Source organism: Shewanella sp. SP2S2-4 (assembly GCF_031932025.1).
GTDB lineage: Bacteria > Pseudomonadota > Gammaproteobacteria > Enterobacterales > Shewanellaceae > Shewanella > Shewanella baltica.
Genome location: NZ_JAUOER010000028.1, coordinates 1 through 15,479, shown reverse-complemented (window position 1 = coordinate 15,479; position 15,479 = coordinate 1). Strand labels below are relative to the sequence as shown.

18 protein-coding genes are annotated in these 15,479 nt (G+C 47.5%); 10 read left to right on the top strand and 8 right to left on the bottom strand.

What is annotated here, in order from left to right; translation table 11 throughout:
• Window positions 1–2 precede the first annotated feature (2 nt).
• On the top strand, window positions 3–527 hold the full coding sequence (hemG, locus tag Q4Q54_RS18445; RefSeq protein ID WP_259508267.1) for a menaquinone-dependent protoporphyrinogen IX dehydrogenase: 525 nt from the start codon (window positions 3–5) through the stop codon (window positions 525–527).
• 63 nt (window positions 528–590) lie between these two features.
• Here hemG (Q4Q54_RS18445) and Q4Q54_RS18440 read toward each other — a convergent pair whose 3' ends face one another.
• Window positions 591–899, bottom strand: a complete 309-nt coding sequence (locus tag Q4Q54_RS18440) for an ArsR/SmtB family transcription factor (RefSeq protein ID WP_006083802.1) — start codon at window positions 897–899, stop codon at window positions 591–593.
• 200 nt (window positions 900–1,099) lie between these two features.
• Here Q4Q54_RS18440 and hemG (Q4Q54_RS18435) point away from each other — a divergent pair, with 200 nt between their 5' ends.
• The gene (gene hemG, locus Q4Q54_RS18435; protein ID WP_259523866.1) at window positions 1,100–1,651 is read left to right on the top strand and encodes a menaquinone-dependent protoporphyrinogen IX dehydrogenase; all 552 of its coding nucleotides are present in this window, start codon (window positions 1,100–1,102) and stop codon (window positions 1,649–1,651) included.
• Between the two features lie 70 nt (window positions 1,652–1,721).
• On the opposite strand, the gene Q4Q54_RS18430 is transcribed toward hemG (Q4Q54_RS18435), so the two are convergent.
• Genes Q4Q54_RS18430 through def form a run of 5 tightly spaced genes read right to left on the bottom strand, consistent with a single transcriptional unit; the run spans window position 1,722 to window position 7,375 of the window.
• On the bottom strand, window positions 1,722–3,164 hold the full coding sequence (locus tag Q4Q54_RS18430) for a TrkH family potassium uptake protein (protein WP_311989213.1): 1,443 nt from the start codon (window positions 3,162–3,164) through the stop codon (window positions 1,722–1,724).
• Window positions 3,165–3,184: 20 nt separating this feature from the next.
• Window positions 3,185–4,594: a Trk system potassium transporter TrkA gene (gene trkA / locus Q4Q54_RS18425; RefSeq protein WP_006083799.1), complete on the bottom strand. Its 1,410-nt coding sequence runs from the start codon at window positions 4,592–4,594 to the stop codon at window positions 3,185–3,187.
• Window positions 4,595–4,609: 15 nt separating this feature from the next.
• Window positions 4,610–5,896 (bottom strand): 16S rRNA (cytosine(967)-C(5))-methyltransferase RsmB, encoded by a 1,287-nt coding sequence (gene rsmB, locus Q4Q54_RS18420; RefSeq protein WP_311989212.1) that lies wholly within the window; start codon window positions 5,894–5,896, stop codon window positions 4,610–4,612.
• 1 nt (window position 5,897) lies between these two features.
• Complete coding sequence (fmt, locus tag Q4Q54_RS18415; protein ID WP_311989211.1) at window positions 5,898–6,854, bottom strand: methionyl-tRNA formyltransferase; 957 nt, start codon at window positions 6,852–6,854, stop codon at window positions 5,898–5,900.
• An 8-nt stretch (window positions 6,855–6,862) separates the two neighbouring features.
• Window positions 6,863–7,375: a peptide deformylase gene (gene def / locus Q4Q54_RS18410; protein WP_206766142.1), complete on the bottom strand. Its 513-nt coding sequence runs from the start codon at window positions 7,373–7,375 to the stop codon at window positions 6,863–6,865.
• 125 nt (window positions 7,376–7,500) lie between these two features.
• On the opposite strand from def, the gene Q4Q54_RS18405 reads away from it, so the two are divergent.
• The 6 genes from Q4Q54_RS18405 to hemF all read left to right on the top strand — a co-directional run bounded on the left by Q4Q54_RS18405 (window position 7,501) and on the right by hemF (window position 12,517).
• Complete coding sequence (locus Q4Q54_RS18405; protein WP_311989210.1) at window positions 7,501–8,631, top strand: LysM domain-containing protein; 1,131 nt, start codon at window positions 7,501–7,503, stop codon at window positions 8,629–8,631.
• A gap of 83 nt (window positions 8,632–8,714) precedes the next feature.
• Window positions 8,715–9,731: a DNA-processing protein DprA gene (gene dprA / locus Q4Q54_RS18400; RefSeq protein WP_311989209.1), complete on the top strand. Its 1,017-nt coding sequence runs from the start codon at window positions 8,715–8,717 to the stop codon at window positions 9,729–9,731.
• A 2-nt stretch (window positions 9,732–9,733) separates the two neighbouring features.
• Window positions 9,734–10,207, top strand: a complete 474-nt coding sequence (locus tag Q4Q54_RS18395) for a DUF494 family protein (RefSeq protein ID WP_006083793.1) — start codon at window positions 9,734–9,736, stop codon at window positions 10,205–10,207.
• A gap of 119 nt (window positions 10,208–10,326) precedes the next feature.
• Entirely contained in the window at window positions 10,327–10,890 is a 564-nt protein-coding gene (locus Q4Q54_RS18390; RefSeq protein WP_006083792.1) for a type I DNA topoisomerase, read from the top strand.
• Between the two features lie 126 nt (window positions 10,891–11,016).
• Entirely contained in the window at window positions 11,017–11,583 is a 567-nt protein-coding gene (locus Q4Q54_RS18385) for an L-threonylcarbamoyladenylate synthase (RefSeq protein ID WP_011845357.1), read from the top strand.
• A 25-nt stretch (window positions 11,584–11,608) separates the two neighbouring features.
• Window positions 11,609–12,517 (top strand): oxygen-dependent coproporphyrinogen oxidase, encoded by a 909-nt coding sequence (hemF, locus tag Q4Q54_RS18380; RefSeq protein WP_226060051.1) that lies wholly within the window; start codon window positions 11,609–11,611, stop codon window positions 12,515–12,517.
• 34 nt (window positions 12,518–12,551) lie between these two features.
• On the opposite strand, the gene Q4Q54_RS18375 is transcribed toward hemF, so the two are convergent.
• Window positions 12,552–12,989, bottom strand: coding sequence for a group II truncated hemoglobin (locus Q4Q54_RS18375; protein ID WP_311989208.1), 438 nt, complete (start codon window positions 12,987–12,989; stop codon window positions 12,552–12,554).
• 152 nt (window positions 12,990–13,141) lie between these two features.
• On the opposite strand from Q4Q54_RS18375, the gene aroE reads away from it, so the two are divergent.
• Entirely contained in the window at window positions 13,142–13,990 is an 849-nt protein-coding gene (gene aroE, locus Q4Q54_RS18370) for a shikimate dehydrogenase (RefSeq protein ID WP_311989235.1), read from the top strand.
• Between the two features lie 5 nt (window positions 13,991–13,995).
• Window positions 13,996–14,271, top strand: a complete 276-nt coding sequence (locus Q4Q54_RS18365; RefSeq protein ID WP_311989207.1) for a DUF1488 domain-containing protein — start codon at window positions 13,996–13,998, stop codon at window positions 14,269–14,271.
• A 119-nt stretch (window positions 14,272–14,390) separates the two neighbouring features.
• Here Q4Q54_RS18365 and Q4Q54_RS18360 read toward each other — a convergent pair whose 3' ends face one another.
• The gene (locus Q4Q54_RS18360; protein WP_006083786.1) at window positions 14,391–14,939 is read right to left on the bottom strand and encodes a gamma carbonic anhydrase family protein; all 549 of its coding nucleotides are present in this window, start codon (window positions 14,937–14,939) and stop codon (window positions 14,391–14,393) included.
• Between the last annotated feature and the right edge of the window lie 540 nt (window positions 14,940–15,479).

The window sequence follows — 15,479 nt, the reverse complement described above, 5'->3', positions numbered from 1 at the left end:
TCATGCAGACGTTAATAATTTATTCGACAATTGATGGCCAAACATTGGCAATTTGCCAAAAAATGAAGACGATTGCTGAGCAGGCGGGAGAGCAGGTTTCGCTGGTCACATTAGAGCAGGCTGATGCGTTGAGCTTAGCTGATTTTGATAAAGTGCTGATCGGCGCCAGTATTCGTTATGGTAAGCATAGACCTGAACTTTACCAGTTTGTGAACCGCCACCATGCGGTGCTCGATACTAAGATTAATGGCTTTTTTACCGTTAATGTCGTGGCGCGCAAACCCTTAAAGAATACGCCTGAAACCAATCCTTATATGCAAAAGTTTCTGCAGCTTTCACTGTGGCAACCTCAGCAGTTAGAAGTGTTTGCGGGCAAGATTGATTATCCTAAATACGGTTTCTTCGATCGCACTATGATACGTTTCATCATGTGGATGACTAAAGGGCCAACCGATATCACAGGCACCTTTGAGTTTACCGATTGGGAAAAAGTCGACGCCTTCGGTAACCACTTTAGCCAGCACTAAAAACCATTAAGCCCTAATCACTTGCAAGCGATTAGGGCTTAAATTTAAGCTAGCTTTACCGTGTTACACTGCGCAGTAGCGGCTATGCAGAATCGAAATCACTTGGGTGACTTGTTCGTTCTTGAGCTTGTAGTAAACAATTTGCGAGCTCTTACGGGTATCCACCAGATCTTCAGCGCGTAATACGGCTAAATGCTGGGATAGTGCCGACTGGCTTAATGGCACAGTGGCATTGAGTTCAGTTACGCTCAACTCTTTGTCTAGTAATAGGCACAAAATCATTAGGCGATAAGGGTTCGCTATGGCCTTAAGCCATTTAGCCGCACTTTCCGCATTAGTTACCATTGCAGCTACATCTATGTCATTTTGCATAAGGTCACTCACTTCATCGCTTTTGATTAGATAATTCTAATTGAACACCTGTGTTTACGCAATCATACTGCTCAGCCATGCAGATCTCAATTTTTGCATCTCAGAATATGAGATACGGCTGATTTGTGATCCTATCAGAGGTTTATTTAACGTAATCTTGCCACAATGGTGACATTAACTCAGTGGATCGGTAATTCCCTATGACACGCGTTCTCGTACTTTATTTTACCCGTGGTGGCCACACGGCCAAGATTGCCAATGCAATTGCCGACCAATTAACCTTTCGTGGCGCTAAGGTCGATCTCGTTGATATCAATAGTGCTGCCGCGACTTGTATCAATTGGCCCGATTACGAGGTCGTCGCCTTAGGTGCCTGCGTACTCTATGGCACCTATGATAAGAGTGTGTTCAAGTTTATCGAGCAACATGCAGAGGCTTTGGGTGCATTGCCAAACAGTTTCTTCTGCGTCAACGTGGTGGCGAGAAATCCAGAAAAACGTATTCCTGAGAATAATAAATATCTGCAAAAGTTCATCGCCTTATCGCCGTGGACGCCAGCCGATCTTAAAATTATTGCGGGGAAAGTGGATTATCCTTCATGGCCTTGGTACGACAGGTGGATGATCCAGTTGATTATGAAAATGACCAAAGGCCCAACCGATCCTAAGTCGGTTATCGATTACACCGACTGGGCAGATGTGAAGGTCTATGCCGATCATCTGTTGGAATTAGCTGACGTTACCGCTATTTAGGACTGGTCAGGCTTAATAAAAAAGGCGCTTAACAAGTTAAGCGCCTTTTTAGTATCCAAGCTCTACAGAATTAATACTTCCAAAAACTCGGGTGGAATAACACTGCTACGGTCAGAATTTCTAAACGGCCGAGGAGCATACCGAGTGACAAGGCCCATTTCGCTACGTCGGGCAGGGTTGAGAAATTACCCGCAGGGCCAATAATTGGGCCTAAACCTGGACCTACGTTGGTGACCGCTGTGATAGCGCCAGTAAAACTGGTCATAGGGTCGAGCCCAGTGAGCACTAAAATTACTGACAAGCCAACAATCACCATCACAAACAACAGCACGAAAGTGATCAGCGAGCGCACGATATCTTCACTGATGATACGATTGTTGTAGCGTTCCCTAAAGATACCGTTTGGATGACATTGCTGTTTCAACTGCTCACGCATAATGGCGCCAGCGATTTGAAAGCGGAAGATTTTAATCCCGCCAGAGGTTGAGCCAGAGCAGCTTCCGACAAACATTAAAAACAGGAAAGCTATATTGGCAAAGCCCCCCCAAGCACCGTAATCCGTTAAGCCATAACCTGTGGTGGTCACCACAGAAACCACGTTAAAGCTGGATAAACGCAGCGCATCGAGGAGTTCAATATCGCGGGTTTGCCACAGCCAAAAGCCAATAAAACAGGACACAAAGGTCAGGAAAAATAAGAAGCCTTTGACCTGAGCATCGTTCCAAATCCGCAGATCCCTTTGCTGTATGGTGTGCACAAACATGAGTAGCGGTAAGCCACCCGCCGCCATAAAGAACACGCCAACCCAGTGAGCCGAGTGGGAGAACGCGGCCATTGAGCTATCAGATGTTGAGTAGCCGCCGGTTGATAGGGTGGTCATGGCATGGTTGATGGCTTGAAACCAAGTCATCCCCGCCAGATGATAGGCAACGCAGCAGGCAACAGTCAGCAAAATATAAATAAAGAATAAGTACTTAGCCATGCTCTGGGTGCGTGGTACGGCTTTATCGCTCCAATCCGAAGATTCAGTGCGGAACAGCCGCATACCACCGACGTTCAAGAAGGGCAGAATGGCCACCGCCATCACAATAAAGCCAATCCCACCAAGCCACTGCAATAAAGAGCGCCAGATTAAAATGCTGTGATCCATGGTATCCAACCCCGAGAGCACAGTAGAACCTGTGGTCGTGATGCCGGACATAGTCTCAAAGAAGGCGTCGGTATAGCCAATCCCGTGATACAGGGTAAAGGGCATGGCCGCAAACAGGCTCACGATCAACCACGTCAAGCTGGTCAACAGGAACATATCGCGGATATTGAGGTTAATGGTTTTACTCTGGCCATTGTGTAAACACAAGCTGGCACTAATGCCTGTCACTAACGCCGACAGCATGAAAGAGCCCACGGTTTCCTCGGCATTAAACACGGCGAGGAGCAGTGGGATCAACATGAAGGCTGTCAGCATGGACAAAAACAGCCCTAAAATAAACAATAGTGGTCTAAAGTTCAGCATAAGTTGGCTTACTTAGGTTCTTAGAAGAAGAAAGCACTTGGTTGGAAAAGCTTCTCGACTTCGCCGACAAACTTTTTATTCACTAGGAATAAGATCACGTGATCCCCTTGCTCTATCACGGTTTTGTCGTGGGCCATTAATACTTCGTCGTTGCGGACAATAGCACCAATGGTGGTTCCCGGTGGCAACTTAATATCACCAATGGCTTTGCCAACGACTTTAGACGTGCTGGCATCTCCATGGGCAATGGCTTCAATTGCCTCGGCGGCGCCGCGACGTAGGGAGTAAACGTTACAGATATCACCCTGACGGATATGGGTTAACAGTGCCGAAATGGTGGCTTGTTGGGGTGAGATAGCAATATCGATGTTAGCTTCTTGGACGATATCGACATAGGCTTCGCGCTGGATCAGCACCATGACCTTTTTTGCGCCCATACGTTTTGCCAGTAATGCTGACATAATGTTGGCTTCGTCGTCATTGGTCACCGCAATAAATACGTCGGTTTGATCTATGTGTTCTTCGAGCAGTAATTCTTGATCTGAAGCGTCACCGCAGAACACGGTAGTATTTTCCAGTTGCTCTGATAAGGCTTCAGCCCGTTCATACTTATGCTCAATTAGTTTAACTGAGTGGGTGCGCTCAAGGCGTTTGGCTAAACCTAAGCCTATGTTACCGCCACCGGCGATCATAATGTTGCGGTAAGAGTTATCGAGCTTTTGCATTTCGCTCATCACAGCGCGAATGTGGCGACTGTCGGCGACGAAGAAGACTTCATCATCGGCTTCGATAATAGTGGTACCGCGAGGCATGATAGGGCGGCCTTGGCGGAAAATCGCCGCAACCCGGGTATCAATATTCGGCATGTGTTCGCGCAGTGCCGCTAACGCATTACCCACCAGTGGACCGCCATAGTAGGCGCGAACGGCCACTAGGCTTAGCCGTCCTTCGGCAAATTCGAGTACTTGTAGCGCGCCGGGATATTCAACAAGTCGCTGAATGTAAGCGGTCACTAACTGTTCAGGGGCGATTAATTCATCGATCACGAAGCCACCACGGGGGCGACCGTCGCTATTTTTGGTTTCACTGTCGATAAAGAGTTTATCGCGCATCGCCAGATAGGGTTCTGAGCGAATACGGGCAATTTTTGTTGGCGTGCCGAAAAGGGTATAAGCAATCTGGCAGGCGGCCATGTTGCATTCATCGCTATTGGTTACCGCGATCAGCATGTCGGCATCTTCTGCGCCCGCTTCTCTGAGCACATCGGGGTGGGCTGCATGGCCCGCCACAACGCGAAGGTCATATTTATCTTGCAGGGCGCGTAGTCTGGATTTGTCATGATCGACTATGGTGATGTCATTATTCTCACCTACCAAATTCTCGGCCAAGGTTCCCCCGACTTGACCCGCACCTAATATGATAATTTTCATGGCCTTGCTTACTTCCTAATCGGTCGCTTTTAATAAACGGGCGTAATAGAACCCATCCATATTGTCTTGTCCTGGCGTGATTTGCCAACCTATATCCTGTGGCGAATTTTGCTGGGAGAGTGTGTCTAGCTTAGCATCTGCCGTTCTCTCTAAAAACGCACTGATCTGGTCGCGGTTTTCCTGCGGTAAAATCGAGCAAGTAGCATAAAGAAGCGTGCCACCGGGTTTGAGCCACTTCCAGCAATGATCGAGAATTTGCTGTTGTAGTTCAGCCAGTTCTTCGATGTCATGGTTTTTACGTAACCATTTAATATCGGGATGGCGGCGGATCACTCCTGTGGCCGAGCATGGCGCGTCCAGTAAGATACGATCAAATTGTCCACCTTGCCACCATGAGTCAATATTGGCCGCATCGCCATGGATAAGCTCCGCTTTTAATGACAAGCGGTCAAGGTTCTGTTGCACGCGCTCGAGGCGTTTGGCATCAAAGTCGACGGCAACCAGTTTAATGCTTGGTTCAAGTTCGAGTAGATGACAGCTTTTGCCACCGGGCGCCGCGCAGGCATCGAGGATTAACTCATTCGCTTGTGGCGCCAGTAATGTCGCCGCCCATTGCGCCGCGCCATCTTGCACAGAGGCTGCACCTTCATGAAAGCGTGGCAGTGTGGCGACATCCTTTGGATGCGCCAAGAGAATGGCATCGGCACTGCTGCCTTCGCTCGCTTCAATCTCGAGTTCGGCTAAGGCGGCGAGGTATTCGGCACGGCTCTGGGATAAGCGATTATTACGCAGCCACATAGGTGGGCGTTCATGGCTTTGTTGAATGATGTCTTGCCACTGCTCGGGATAGGCTTCTTTCAAGCGCTTAATCAACCAAGCGGGCGTGTTGTAGCTTAAGGTATCTGACTCAGTGCTTAGCGGCGAAAGCTGGCGCTGAATGTTGCGCAGTACGCCATTAACGACCTTAACCATGCCTTCAAATTTTAACTGGCGACAGGCTTCGGCGGTTTCTGAAATCGCGGCGTGGCTTGGAATGCGAGTGAAGTAAAGTTGATAGCAACCTATGAGCAGCAGCTGGTGGATAATCCTTTGCTTACCTTTGAGTGGTTTCGCTAGGCATTCACTGATGCGTTTCTCTATTTGCGGCAGAGTGCGCATCACGCCGTAACAGAGCTCGGCGAGTAGGGCTTTATCTTTGCCGCTGGAAAGGTGCTTTTGCTGATCGGGCAATGCCACTGAGAGTGACACGCCTTTTTCTAATACTTCGAAGATGGCTTTCGCAGCCAGTGCGCGCAAGTTCATACTATTGTGCCTCGTTTGCGAGGCGAGTATTCGGGCTAAACCATTCACCTCGTGCATTGAGTATATCGGCAACATTGAGCGGCTTTTTCCCCGGCAGCTGCATACTCAGCAGGGTTAATACGCCGTCGGCGGTGGCGACTTCTATGCCTTTTTTGCTGGCGCTGATAATAGTGCCGGGAGCGGCTGTGCTGGTGGTTTCGCTAACTTGGGTCTGCCACACTTTAATAGTATTGCCTTGGTGCTCAAAGTAACTCACAGGCCAAGGATTAAAGGCTCGGACTTCTTGCCAGAGTTGCTTGGCAGATTTATTCCAATCGAGTCTGGCTTCTTCTTTACTGAGTTTTTCTGCGTAGTTCGCTAGGGCTTCATCTTGTTTTTCAGCGGCTAAGGTGCCGTTTGCTAGACCTTCTAGGGCTTGCAATAGGGCAACAGGACCTTGTTCAGCCAATTTCTCGTAAAGGCTGGCTGAGGTGTCGCTATCTTCAATCGGCAGAGTGGTTTTCAGTAGCATATCGCCGGTATCTAAACCCACATCCATCTGCATAACGGTCACGCCAGTTTCTTTGTCGCCGGCCCAAAGTGCGCGTTGGATCGGTGCGGCACCACGCCAGCGTGGCAAGATAGAACCGTGAACGTTAATACAACCTAAACGTGGTGTATCTAATACGACTTTTGGCAAGATCAGACCGTAGGCAACTACCACCATAATATCGGCATTTAGCGCGGCAAGTTCTTGTTGCGCGGGTTCTTTACGTAATGAACCCGGTTGATACACAGGAGTATTGTTGGCGACGGCGAGTTCTTTTACTGGGCTGGCGGTCAGTTTCTTGCCGCGGCCAGCGGGTCTATCGGGCTGAGTGTAAACGCCAATCACATTGTGGTGTGAGTTAAGCAGTGCTTGTAAGTGGCGAGCGGCAAAATCCGGTGTTCCGGCAAAGATGATGTTGAGTGGTTTCAAATCTGATCCTATGCTTCTTTGGCGTCCAATCGGGCCGCTTTTTCAAGTTTTTGTTTGATCCGCTGACGTTTTAGCGGTGACAGATAATCGACAAACAATTTGCCTTTGAGGTGATCCATTTCGTGTTGAATGCAGATAGCAAAAAGCTCATCGGCCTCAACAATAAATTCGTTGCCGTGCCTGTCTAAGGCTTTTACCGTAACAAATTCAGCGCGATCGACTTTGGCATAAATACCCGGCACCGACAGGCAGCCTTCTTCATTGCAGAAGTCGCCGCTGCTGGCGATAATTTCGGGATTAATAAACACTTTAGGTCGTTCGACTTCATCTTGTAAGTCCATGACAATAAGTTGTTTATGGTAATCCACTTGGGTCGCGGCCAGACCGATACCTTTCTCTTGATACATGGTTTCGAACATATCATCAATTTGAGTCTGCAGCTCGGCATTAAACTCTGTGATTGGGGTCGCTTGTGTCCGCAATCTTTCGTCAGGGAATTGTAATACTTTTAATAGTGTCATACATAAACTCTTAACAAGTCTGTCAAATCTCTGCCAGTTAGTTATACTGACTGATGCTAATGGGTTAATTTTAATCTTTAGTGCCTATCAATAACAGTAAAAGCTCAAACTAAGAGCCAAACAACATGGAAATACCCATGAAACGGTTAATTTTACTCGCGTTAATGACATTCAATTGCACGTTTGTTGCCGCCGATACCCTTACGCTGAAAGCGGGGCATCCTGAGTCATATGTAGTGAAAAAGGGCGATACTCTTTGGGATATCTCCGCAGCGTTTCTGAATGATCCATGGAAATGGCCACGTCTTTGGGATGTAAACCCGCAGATTGCCAATCCCCATCTTATTTATCCTGGCGATCAACTCACGCTCGTGTTTGTCGATGGTCAGCCTCGGCTTGTGCGCAACGGCGACATGGTCGACAGTGCTAAACCCCATGTGAAGAAGAGCCCTGAAGGACGGATCATTGCTAAGAGCAATGCCATTCCTGCCGTCGACTTGGCCTTAATTGAACAGTATTTAGTGCAGAATCGCGTTGTCGCAACCGACTGGCTTGCCGAGCAACCTATGGTATTGGCAGGTGAAAGCCCATCGCGTCACCATATTGTGGGTGATGTCATTTATATCGATGCTGAACTGCCGATGAATCAAAAGTACGGTGTTTACGAACGTGGTCGCGAGTTTTTCAATAAGGAGTCTGGCGAGGCGATAGGACAAGAAGCTATTTTAGCCTCAACTGGGCAAGTGGTTGAGTCTGGTAAGGTTTCAAAAATTAAGTTGTTAACCAGCTTTCGTGAAACTAAAGCGGGTTTCAGAGTCATGCCGATGGAAAGTGATTCCTTGATGTCAGCTTACTTCACCCCAAAACCAGCAGAGTTAAAGACGCCAGCTGTGGTGCTTGCTATCGAATCAAAGATGCGTGAAGCGGGTAAGTTGGATGTGGTGTACTTAGATAAAGGCACCCAGGATGGAGTTGAGCCCGGAGTCGTGTTTTCTATTTATCGTGATGGTGAAGTCATCGTCATCAACAATGATGGTATGCCAGTGCCTGCCACTGAGCGCACCGCCTACGATAACCTGATGGCATCTGTCTCATCGGATCGCGCTATTCAAATGCCAGATATCTATCATGGTAAGTTGTTGGTTTTCAAAGTATTCGACAAAGCGAGCTTAGGTTTGATTGTCTCCACCGAGCGGCCTGTGCGTGTCGACGATAAGTTAATTGCCCCTGAGTCTTTAGCTTTAAGAGGTCAGTAATATCTGAACATTTGGTCGATTGGTTAGTTGTTTGCGCTGTATCTGGGCTGGGACCCGCTCGGATCCAACAATTATTAACGCACATGGAAGTGGACGACCTCAGGCAAAGGTTAGAGCACGAGAGAGAAGCGCTACCTTTATCTGACCATCTGCTCCATAGTCTTGCTATTGATTATCAAAAAGTCGATGTCGCCCTCGAATGGCAGCAGCAAGCCGCTGACCATTATCTCGTTTGTTTCTCCGATCCGCTTTATCCGCCGTTATTAAAACAACTCTCAGATCCGCCCGCCGTCCTGTTCGTTAAAGGTTGTTTGGAGGCGTTAGCCCTGCCTTATCTTGCAATTGTCGGCAGTCGTAATGCTTCACCAGGCGGATTGCAGGTCGCTTATCAGCTGGCTGCGGAGATGTCCTCAATGGGATTTGGTATCTGTAGCGGTATGGCGATGGGGATTGATGGCGCTGCCCATAAAGCCTGTGTTGAACATCAAGGGAGAACTGTTGCTGTGCTCGGGACTGGCATTGAGACTGTCTATCCACGAAAACATCGGCAGCTTTATCATGATATTCAGCAGCAAGGCTGTATACTTAGCGAGTTTTGGCCAGATGTCGGTCCCTTTGCGGGGAATTTCCCGAAACGAAATCGGATTATTAGCGGTCTTTCTTTAGGGACACTTGTGGTTGAAGCCTGTCGTAAAAGCGGTTCTTTAATCACAGCTAGGTTGGCGATGGAGCAAGGGCGTGAGGTGTTTGCCGTTCCGGGCTCAATCTTGGGCGGTTACCATCAAGGCTGTCATGATTTATTACGTGATGGGGCAAAACTTGTGGAAACAGCCGCCGATATAGTGGAGGAGTTGGCAAGTTTAACCGCTTACCACCTTGAAGAATTGAAGTTATGCCACCATATACAGCAAGGCGAGATTTGTAATTTGCCATTTTCGTCTCTGTTAGCTAGTGTAGGTTATGAAACTACATCCATTGATGCAGTAGTTGAACATAGTGGGAAAACGATAGATCTGGTGTTAGAACAAATGCTTGAACTTGAGTTGCAAGGTTGGGTGATTGCAGTACCCGGTGGTTACGTCAGAGTAAAGAGGAGCTAGCCATGTTTGATATCCTCATGTATCTATTTGAAAACTATGTTCACAGTGAAGTTGAACTACTAGTTGATGAAGACGAGTTAACCAAGGAACTCACTCGTGCCGGATTTCATCAATCCGAGATTTTAAAAGCGTTAACTTGGTTAGAGCGCTTAGCTGAATTACAAGAAGGTGATAAACCTTATCTTTGTAATCACGATCAGCATTCGTTTCGTATCTATACAAAGGACGAAATGGACAAGCTGGATGTGGAATCCCGCGGTTTCTTGCTGTTTTTAGAGCAAGTTAAAGTGCTGAATGTCGAAACCCGTGAAATGGTGATCGATAGAGTCATGGAGTTGGATGAGCCAACTCTGATTTTAGAAGATCTCAAATGGGTTATCTTAATGGTGTTGTTTAACGCTCCTGGTCATGAGTCCGCTTATGAGCAAATGGAAGATTTAATCTTCGAACAGCCCGAAGGCCGACTACATTCTTAATCGTTTTGAAAGATGAATTATGAGAGAAAGGAGGCTAAGACCTCCTTTTTTGATGCCATAAATTCCTTGATGGCACTGCGCTTGATATCCTAATGCGCTACGACAGGTGGTGAATGATTATGTCTAAGATTGATGAACAATTATTTAGTGCCCACGAACACGCACTGGAAAAAGAATACGAACTTTGCCCTGAATGTGGCAGCGAGTTATCGGTCAAACACAGTAAGCACGGCGGTTTTATTGGCTGTAATAATTACCCTAGCTGTAATTACACTCGTCCCTTAGTGCAGCACGAATCCATTGAAACTCAAGTGATTGAAGGTTCTGTATGTCCTGAATGCGGCCACGAACTGGCGGTAAAGTCTGGGCGATTTGGGATCTTTATCGGTTGTACTCAATATCCTAGCTGCACGCATATTGAAAAACAGGATCAAGCGAGCGACAAGCCTGATATCCCTTGCCCAGAATGTAAAACGGGTAAACTGGAGCACAGAACGAGCCGCTTCGGAAAGAGTTTTTATGCCTGTAGCGCTTACCCTAAGTGCAAGTTTATTGTGAATTATCCTCCGGTTGCTGAAGATTGCCCAAGTTGTGGTTTTGGGATCTTAGTCGAGCGTAAAGGTGCGGCGGGGATGCGTTTAGAATGTCCGCAAAAAACCTGCAAGTACAAGCGTCCCTTGTAGCGAGGCCATTGCATAATATTTGTTGCCTTAGTGCGGCTTGAGTATAATCCCCAACCGACCGTTAGATGGGGCGGCGAAGATTCGGGTAATGACAAAAACTGACAAGACGCATAAGGTGATTTGATAATGTTGCAGCTACACCCATCCGATATAAAAGACATCATTCTTCAAGGTGGCGTTATCGCTTATCCAACCGAGGCGGTTTATGGCCTAGGTTGTGACCCTGATAACGACACAGCTATCCAAAAGTTATTGGCGGTAAAACAGCGCCCATGGCAGAAAGGACTGATCTTAGTCGCCAGTGATTTTCAGCAGCTTTTAGCTTATGTTGATGAATCGCAATTGACGGCTGAGCAGCTTGAATTTGCATTTTCCAAGTGGCCCGGGCCTTTTACCTTTGTCATGCCAATCAAAGCGCATGTTTCAAAATACCTCTGTGGCGAATTTGACTCTATCGCAGTGCGAGTGTCGGCCCATGCTGGGGTACAAGCCCTGTGCCGCGCGCTTAATAAACCTTTAGTGTCGACCAGTGCTAACCTTGCAGGTGAAGATCCCGCATTAACTGCCGCTGAAATCCTCGCTGATTTTACCGGTAAAATCGATGCACTGGTATTAGGCGAACTCGGCGAACAACGTCAGCCCTCGACCATTATCGATGCACGAAGCGGCAAAATTTTACGAAATGGACAATGAGCAAACCAATAATAAGGATAACAAGATGAGTGTGCCTGATGCTGCAGTGGTAAAAGCGTTTTTACTCGATTTACAAAACCGAATTTGTGCCGGTTTACAGGCTTTGGATGGCCAAGCAACGTTTGCCGCCGATTCATGGACCCGCGCCGAAGGCGGTGGTGGCACGAGCCGAGTATTAACCCAAGGTGCAGTATTCGAGCAAGCTGGAGTTAACTTTTCCCATGTGACTGGCGCCGCTATGCCTGCGTCGGCAACGGCGCATCGCCCAGAATTGGCGGGTCGCAGTTTTGAAGCTATGGGTGTGTCTTTAGTGATCCATCCTAACAATCCGTATATCCCGACGACTCACGCCAATGTGCGCTTCTTTATCGCCCAAAAAGAAGGTGCCGATCCTGTGTGGTGGTTTGGCGGTGGTTTTGACTTAACACCTTATTATCCATTTGAGGAAGATGTGCGCGAGTGGCATCAAACGTCTAAGGATATTTGTGCGCCTTTCGGGGATGAGGTTTATCCCAAATATAAGAAATGGTGCGATGAGTATTTCTTCCTGCCGCATCGTAATGAAACCCGCGGTGTGGGCGGACTGTTTTTCGATGACTTGAATCAAGCAGGATTCGATCAAAGCTTTAGCTTTATGCAAGCCGTGGGCAATGGCTTCTTAACGGCCTATGCGCCGATTGTTGAGCGTCGTAAGGATACTGAGTTCGGTGAGCGTGAGCGTCAGTTCCAACTCTATCGCCGTGGTCGTTATGTTGAGTTCAACTTAGTCTACGACAGAGGCACGTTGTTTGGTCTGCAGACAGGTGGACGTACCGAGTCTATCTTAATGTCGATGCCGCCATTAGTGCGTTGGCAATATGCTTATACGCCAGAGGCGGGAAGCCCAGAGGCAGATTTGTACGATAACTACCTCAAACCACGCGACTGGGTTTAGCCGTTAATCTTAAAAAGTGGACGCCATATCCACTTTATTGATTACGCATATGATCGGCCAGAGTTGAAATCGCCTCAAAGATGGCGGCTCGATGCTCTGGCTTTTTAATATTCTCTTCAATCGCAAACTTCATACAAAACAGCCATTGATCGCGCATTGCCTCATCAATATCGACATGCATGTGTCGTGCACGCAATGCGGGATGACCATATTTTTGCTGATAAAGCTGCGGTCCGCCGAGCCAACCACTTAAAAATTCGAATAGCTTCTGCTCAGACTCCGCAATGGGCGCCCTATGAATGGCAAGCAGTGTTGTCGTTTCTGCCGAACTTGCCATCTTCTGATAAAAACATTTAGTGATAGCGCGGATCACTTTTTCGCCGCCGATTAAGTCGTAAGCGTTAGATTGACTCGGATCGCGATCATCCTGCGGCGGAGTGTGTTTACTAAACATCTTTTTAAGCCAGTTCATTGGAATAGTCGTTCACTAAATAGAGTGTATTGAGCCGATGGCGCATTATAGCGTGAAACCTAGCGTGAAATTTAGTTGAGCATAATTCGTCTTGCGTGGGCTCAAAAGCGCGGTAGACTGCAAAGCCATTGAACCTAAAATTTCATATCGCTATGACAGACAGATACGCAGTGTTTGGCAATCCAATTAGCCACAGTAAATCGCCGTTCATCCATGGACAATTTGCCGCGCCCACCCAAGAGTCATTAACCTATGAAGCCATTCTTGCTCCGGTCGATGGTTTTGAAGCCTCATTGACGGCGTTTTTCAATGCGGGCGGCAAGGGCGCCAATGTGACCGTGCCTTTTAAGGAGCAAGCTTTTGCGCTGTGTGACAGTATCAGCCCCGAAGCCAAACTCGCTGGCGCAGTCAACACCTTAAGTTTATTGGCCGATGGCACTATTCGCGGTGATAACACCGACGGTTTAGGGCTGGTGGCCGATCTCATCGCTAACTTAGGTAGCTTGCAAGATAAGCGCGTATTACTCATTGGCGCTGGTGGCGCGGCGCGCGGTTGTATTCTGCCGTTATTAAATGCGGGAATTGCGCAGCTGACCATCAGCAATCGCACCCACACAAAGGCGCAGCATTTGGTCGATATCTTTACTTCTGTGGATAACGGCGCTTACGCGAGTAAAGTCACCGCCGTAGAAATGAGTGAGCTTGCGGGCGAGTTCGATATCATTATCAATTCAACCTCGGCAAGCCTTGCGGGCGAGTTGCCACCTTTGCCAGCACATATCATCACCACCCAAACCGTTTGTTATGACATGATGTATGGCGCCTCGGTCACCGCGTTTAACCAATGGGCACTCTCCCAAGGTGCGGCGAAAGTCATTGATGGGCTAGGTATGTTAGTCGGACAAGCGGCTAAGAGTTTTACCTTATGGCGAGGTATTGAGCCCGACACCCAAGTGGTGTTGACGCTTTTGCGGGACAAACTAATGGCAGAGCCTAAGTAGGAAGCATGAATCAAAGTATTCTTTTCCCCGATCTGCAATATTGGGACGATGCCCAAGGGCAAATCTGTTTTATGGCGCAATCGCAGGGGATGAACATCAAGTGCTATATCAGTGCTGCTAAATTACTTGAGCTGAATGATTTCTCTGAACAGCCGAGCACCGATGAAGCGGCTGCTATGCTGGCATTATTTGATGCGGTGAGATTTGACGCCGAAGAAATGGCAGAAGACTTAATCGAAGCCGAAGAGTTTGATGAGTTTGGCGCAGTACGCCTAGGCTAGTTTGATAGCGAGTTTCAGTGGATAGATTTTGAATCAATAAATAGCAAAAGGCGGCAGAGACTGAATGAGTCTCTGCCGCCTTTCTTATATAGCGATACTAAGCGACTAACGCTAACCGACTAGATGTTTTGTAACTCAACTAAGTACTCGTTTTTCAGTCTGACATAGTTGTCGGCAGATTCTGGCAAAAAGGCCATTTCGGCAGGTGTTAATGGACGAGCCTGCTTAGCTGGGCTGCCTACATATAAATAGCCGCTCTGTAATACCTTGCCCGGTGGCACTAAAGAGCCCGCACCTAAGATCACATCATCTTCTAAAATCGCACCGTCGAGAATAATTGCACCCATGCCCACTAATACTCGGTTACCGACTTTGCAACCGTGAAGCATCGCCTTGTGACCAATAGTCACATCATCACCAATAATCAGTGGATGACCATCGGGACGAGCAGCTGACTTACGCGTCACATGCAATATGCTACCGTCTTGCACATTAGAGCGCTTACCAATACGAATATGGTTAACATCACCACGCGCCGCCACCATAGGCCAAATACTGGCATCAGTATCTAACGCAATATCGCCAACAAGCACCGAAGCTTCATCTACATACACATTATTGCCTAATTGAGGATGAATACCTTGGTAAGTTCTGAGAGGCCCTGACATAGAAAAGTCCCTAATTGAGTGGTTTTTTGTATTATAAAGGTTAAAAACTAGCTGGTCAGGTCAAATATCCAACGAACAGTGAGAAAATGACAATTATCTTAAAAATAGGGGTTGCGCACTTTCTCAATCTCCCTATAATGCGCATCCACTGACACGGCAGACAGCGTTAAGCAGCCTGATGTGACAGTTCATCGATGAGTTTACTGATTGATGAGTGTTGAGAAAGTTTGCAAAAACTCCTTGACGCAAAACGGGAAATGCGTAGAATACGCAGCCCTAGCCACCTGGAAGCGTTCGGCGCTCAGTGTGGTACTCAAGTCCTCTTACGGATATTGAGTTGCTCTTTAACAAGATAAAACAAGAAATCTGTGTGGACACTCACAGGTGTTGAGTTAATCGAAACTGCTTAACCTTCGGGTTGGCAGTCAAAAATTTAAATCAATGTAACAATGAGTGTTCATAGCAATATGTACAGTTTGTTTCTTTTAGCGAGAAACAAAAAAATCAGAATTCATTGAGCCGCTGAAGTCGTAAGACGGA

Excerpts from the sequence above, each read along its gene's own strand:
- Q4Q54_RS18365 (WP_311989207.1), top strand. The coding sequence starts at position 13,996 with ATGAATCAAAGTATTCTTTTCCCCGATCTGCAATATTGGGACGATGCC.
- def (WP_206766142.1), bottom strand. The coding sequence starts at position 7,375 with ATGACACTATTAAAAGTATTACAATTCCCTGACGAAAGATTGCGGACA.
- Q4Q54_RS18360 (WP_006083786.1), bottom strand. The coding sequence starts at position 14,939 with ATGTCAGGGCCTCTCAGAACTTACCAAGGTATTCATCCTCAATTAGGC.
- Q4Q54_RS18395 (WP_006083793.1), top strand. The coding sequence starts at position 9,734 with ATGTTTGATATCCTCATGTATCTATTTGAAAACTATGTTCACAGTGAA.
- rsmB (WP_311989212.1), bottom strand. The coding sequence starts at position 5,896 with ATGAACTTGCGCGCACTGGCTGCGAAAGCCATCTTCGAAGTATTAGAA.
- Q4Q54_RS18430 (WP_311989213.1), bottom strand. The coding sequence starts at position 3,164 with ATGCTGAACTTTAGACCACTATTGTTTATTTTAGGGCTGTTTTTGTCC.
- Q4Q54_RS18375 (WP_311989208.1), bottom strand. The coding sequence starts at position 12,989 with ATGAACTGGCTTAAAAAGATGTTTAGTAAACACACTCCGCCGCAGGAT.
- hemG (WP_259508267.1), top strand. The coding sequence starts at position 3 with ATGCAGACGTTAATAATTTATTCGACAATTGATGGCCAAACATTGGCA.
- hemG (WP_259523866.1), top strand. The coding sequence starts at position 1,100 with ATGACACGCGTTCTCGTACTTTATTTTACCCGTGGTGGCCACACGGCC.
- Q4Q54_RS18390 (WP_006083792.1), top strand. The coding sequence starts at position 10,327 with ATGTCTAAGATTGATGAACAATTATTTAGTGCCCACGAACACGCACTG.
- Q4Q54_RS18440 (WP_006083802.1), bottom strand. The coding sequence starts at position 899 with ATGCAAAATGACATAGATGTAGCTGCAATGGTAACTAATGCGGAAAGT.
- aroE (WP_311989235.1), top strand. The coding sequence starts at position 13,142 with ATGACAGACAGATACGCAGTGTTTGGCAATCCAATTAGCCACAGTAAA.
- trkA (WP_006083799.1), bottom strand. The coding sequence starts at position 4,594 with ATGAAAATTATCATATTAGGTGCGGGTCAAGTCGGGGGAACCTTGGCC.
- hemF (WP_226060051.1), top strand. The coding sequence starts at position 11,609 with ATGAGTGTGCCTGATGCTGCAGTGGTAAAAGCGTTTTTACTCGATTTA.
- dprA (WP_311989209.1), top strand. The coding sequence starts at position 8,715 with ATGGAAGTGGACGACCTCAGGCAAAGGTTAGAGCACGAGAGAGAAGCG.
- Q4Q54_RS18405 (WP_311989210.1), top strand. The coding sequence starts at position 7,501 with ATGGAAATACCCATGAAACGGTTAATTTTACTCGCGTTAATGACATTC.
- Q4Q54_RS18385 (WP_011845357.1), top strand. The coding sequence starts at position 11,017 with ATGTTGCAGCTACACCCATCCGATATAAAAGACATCATTCTTCAAGGT.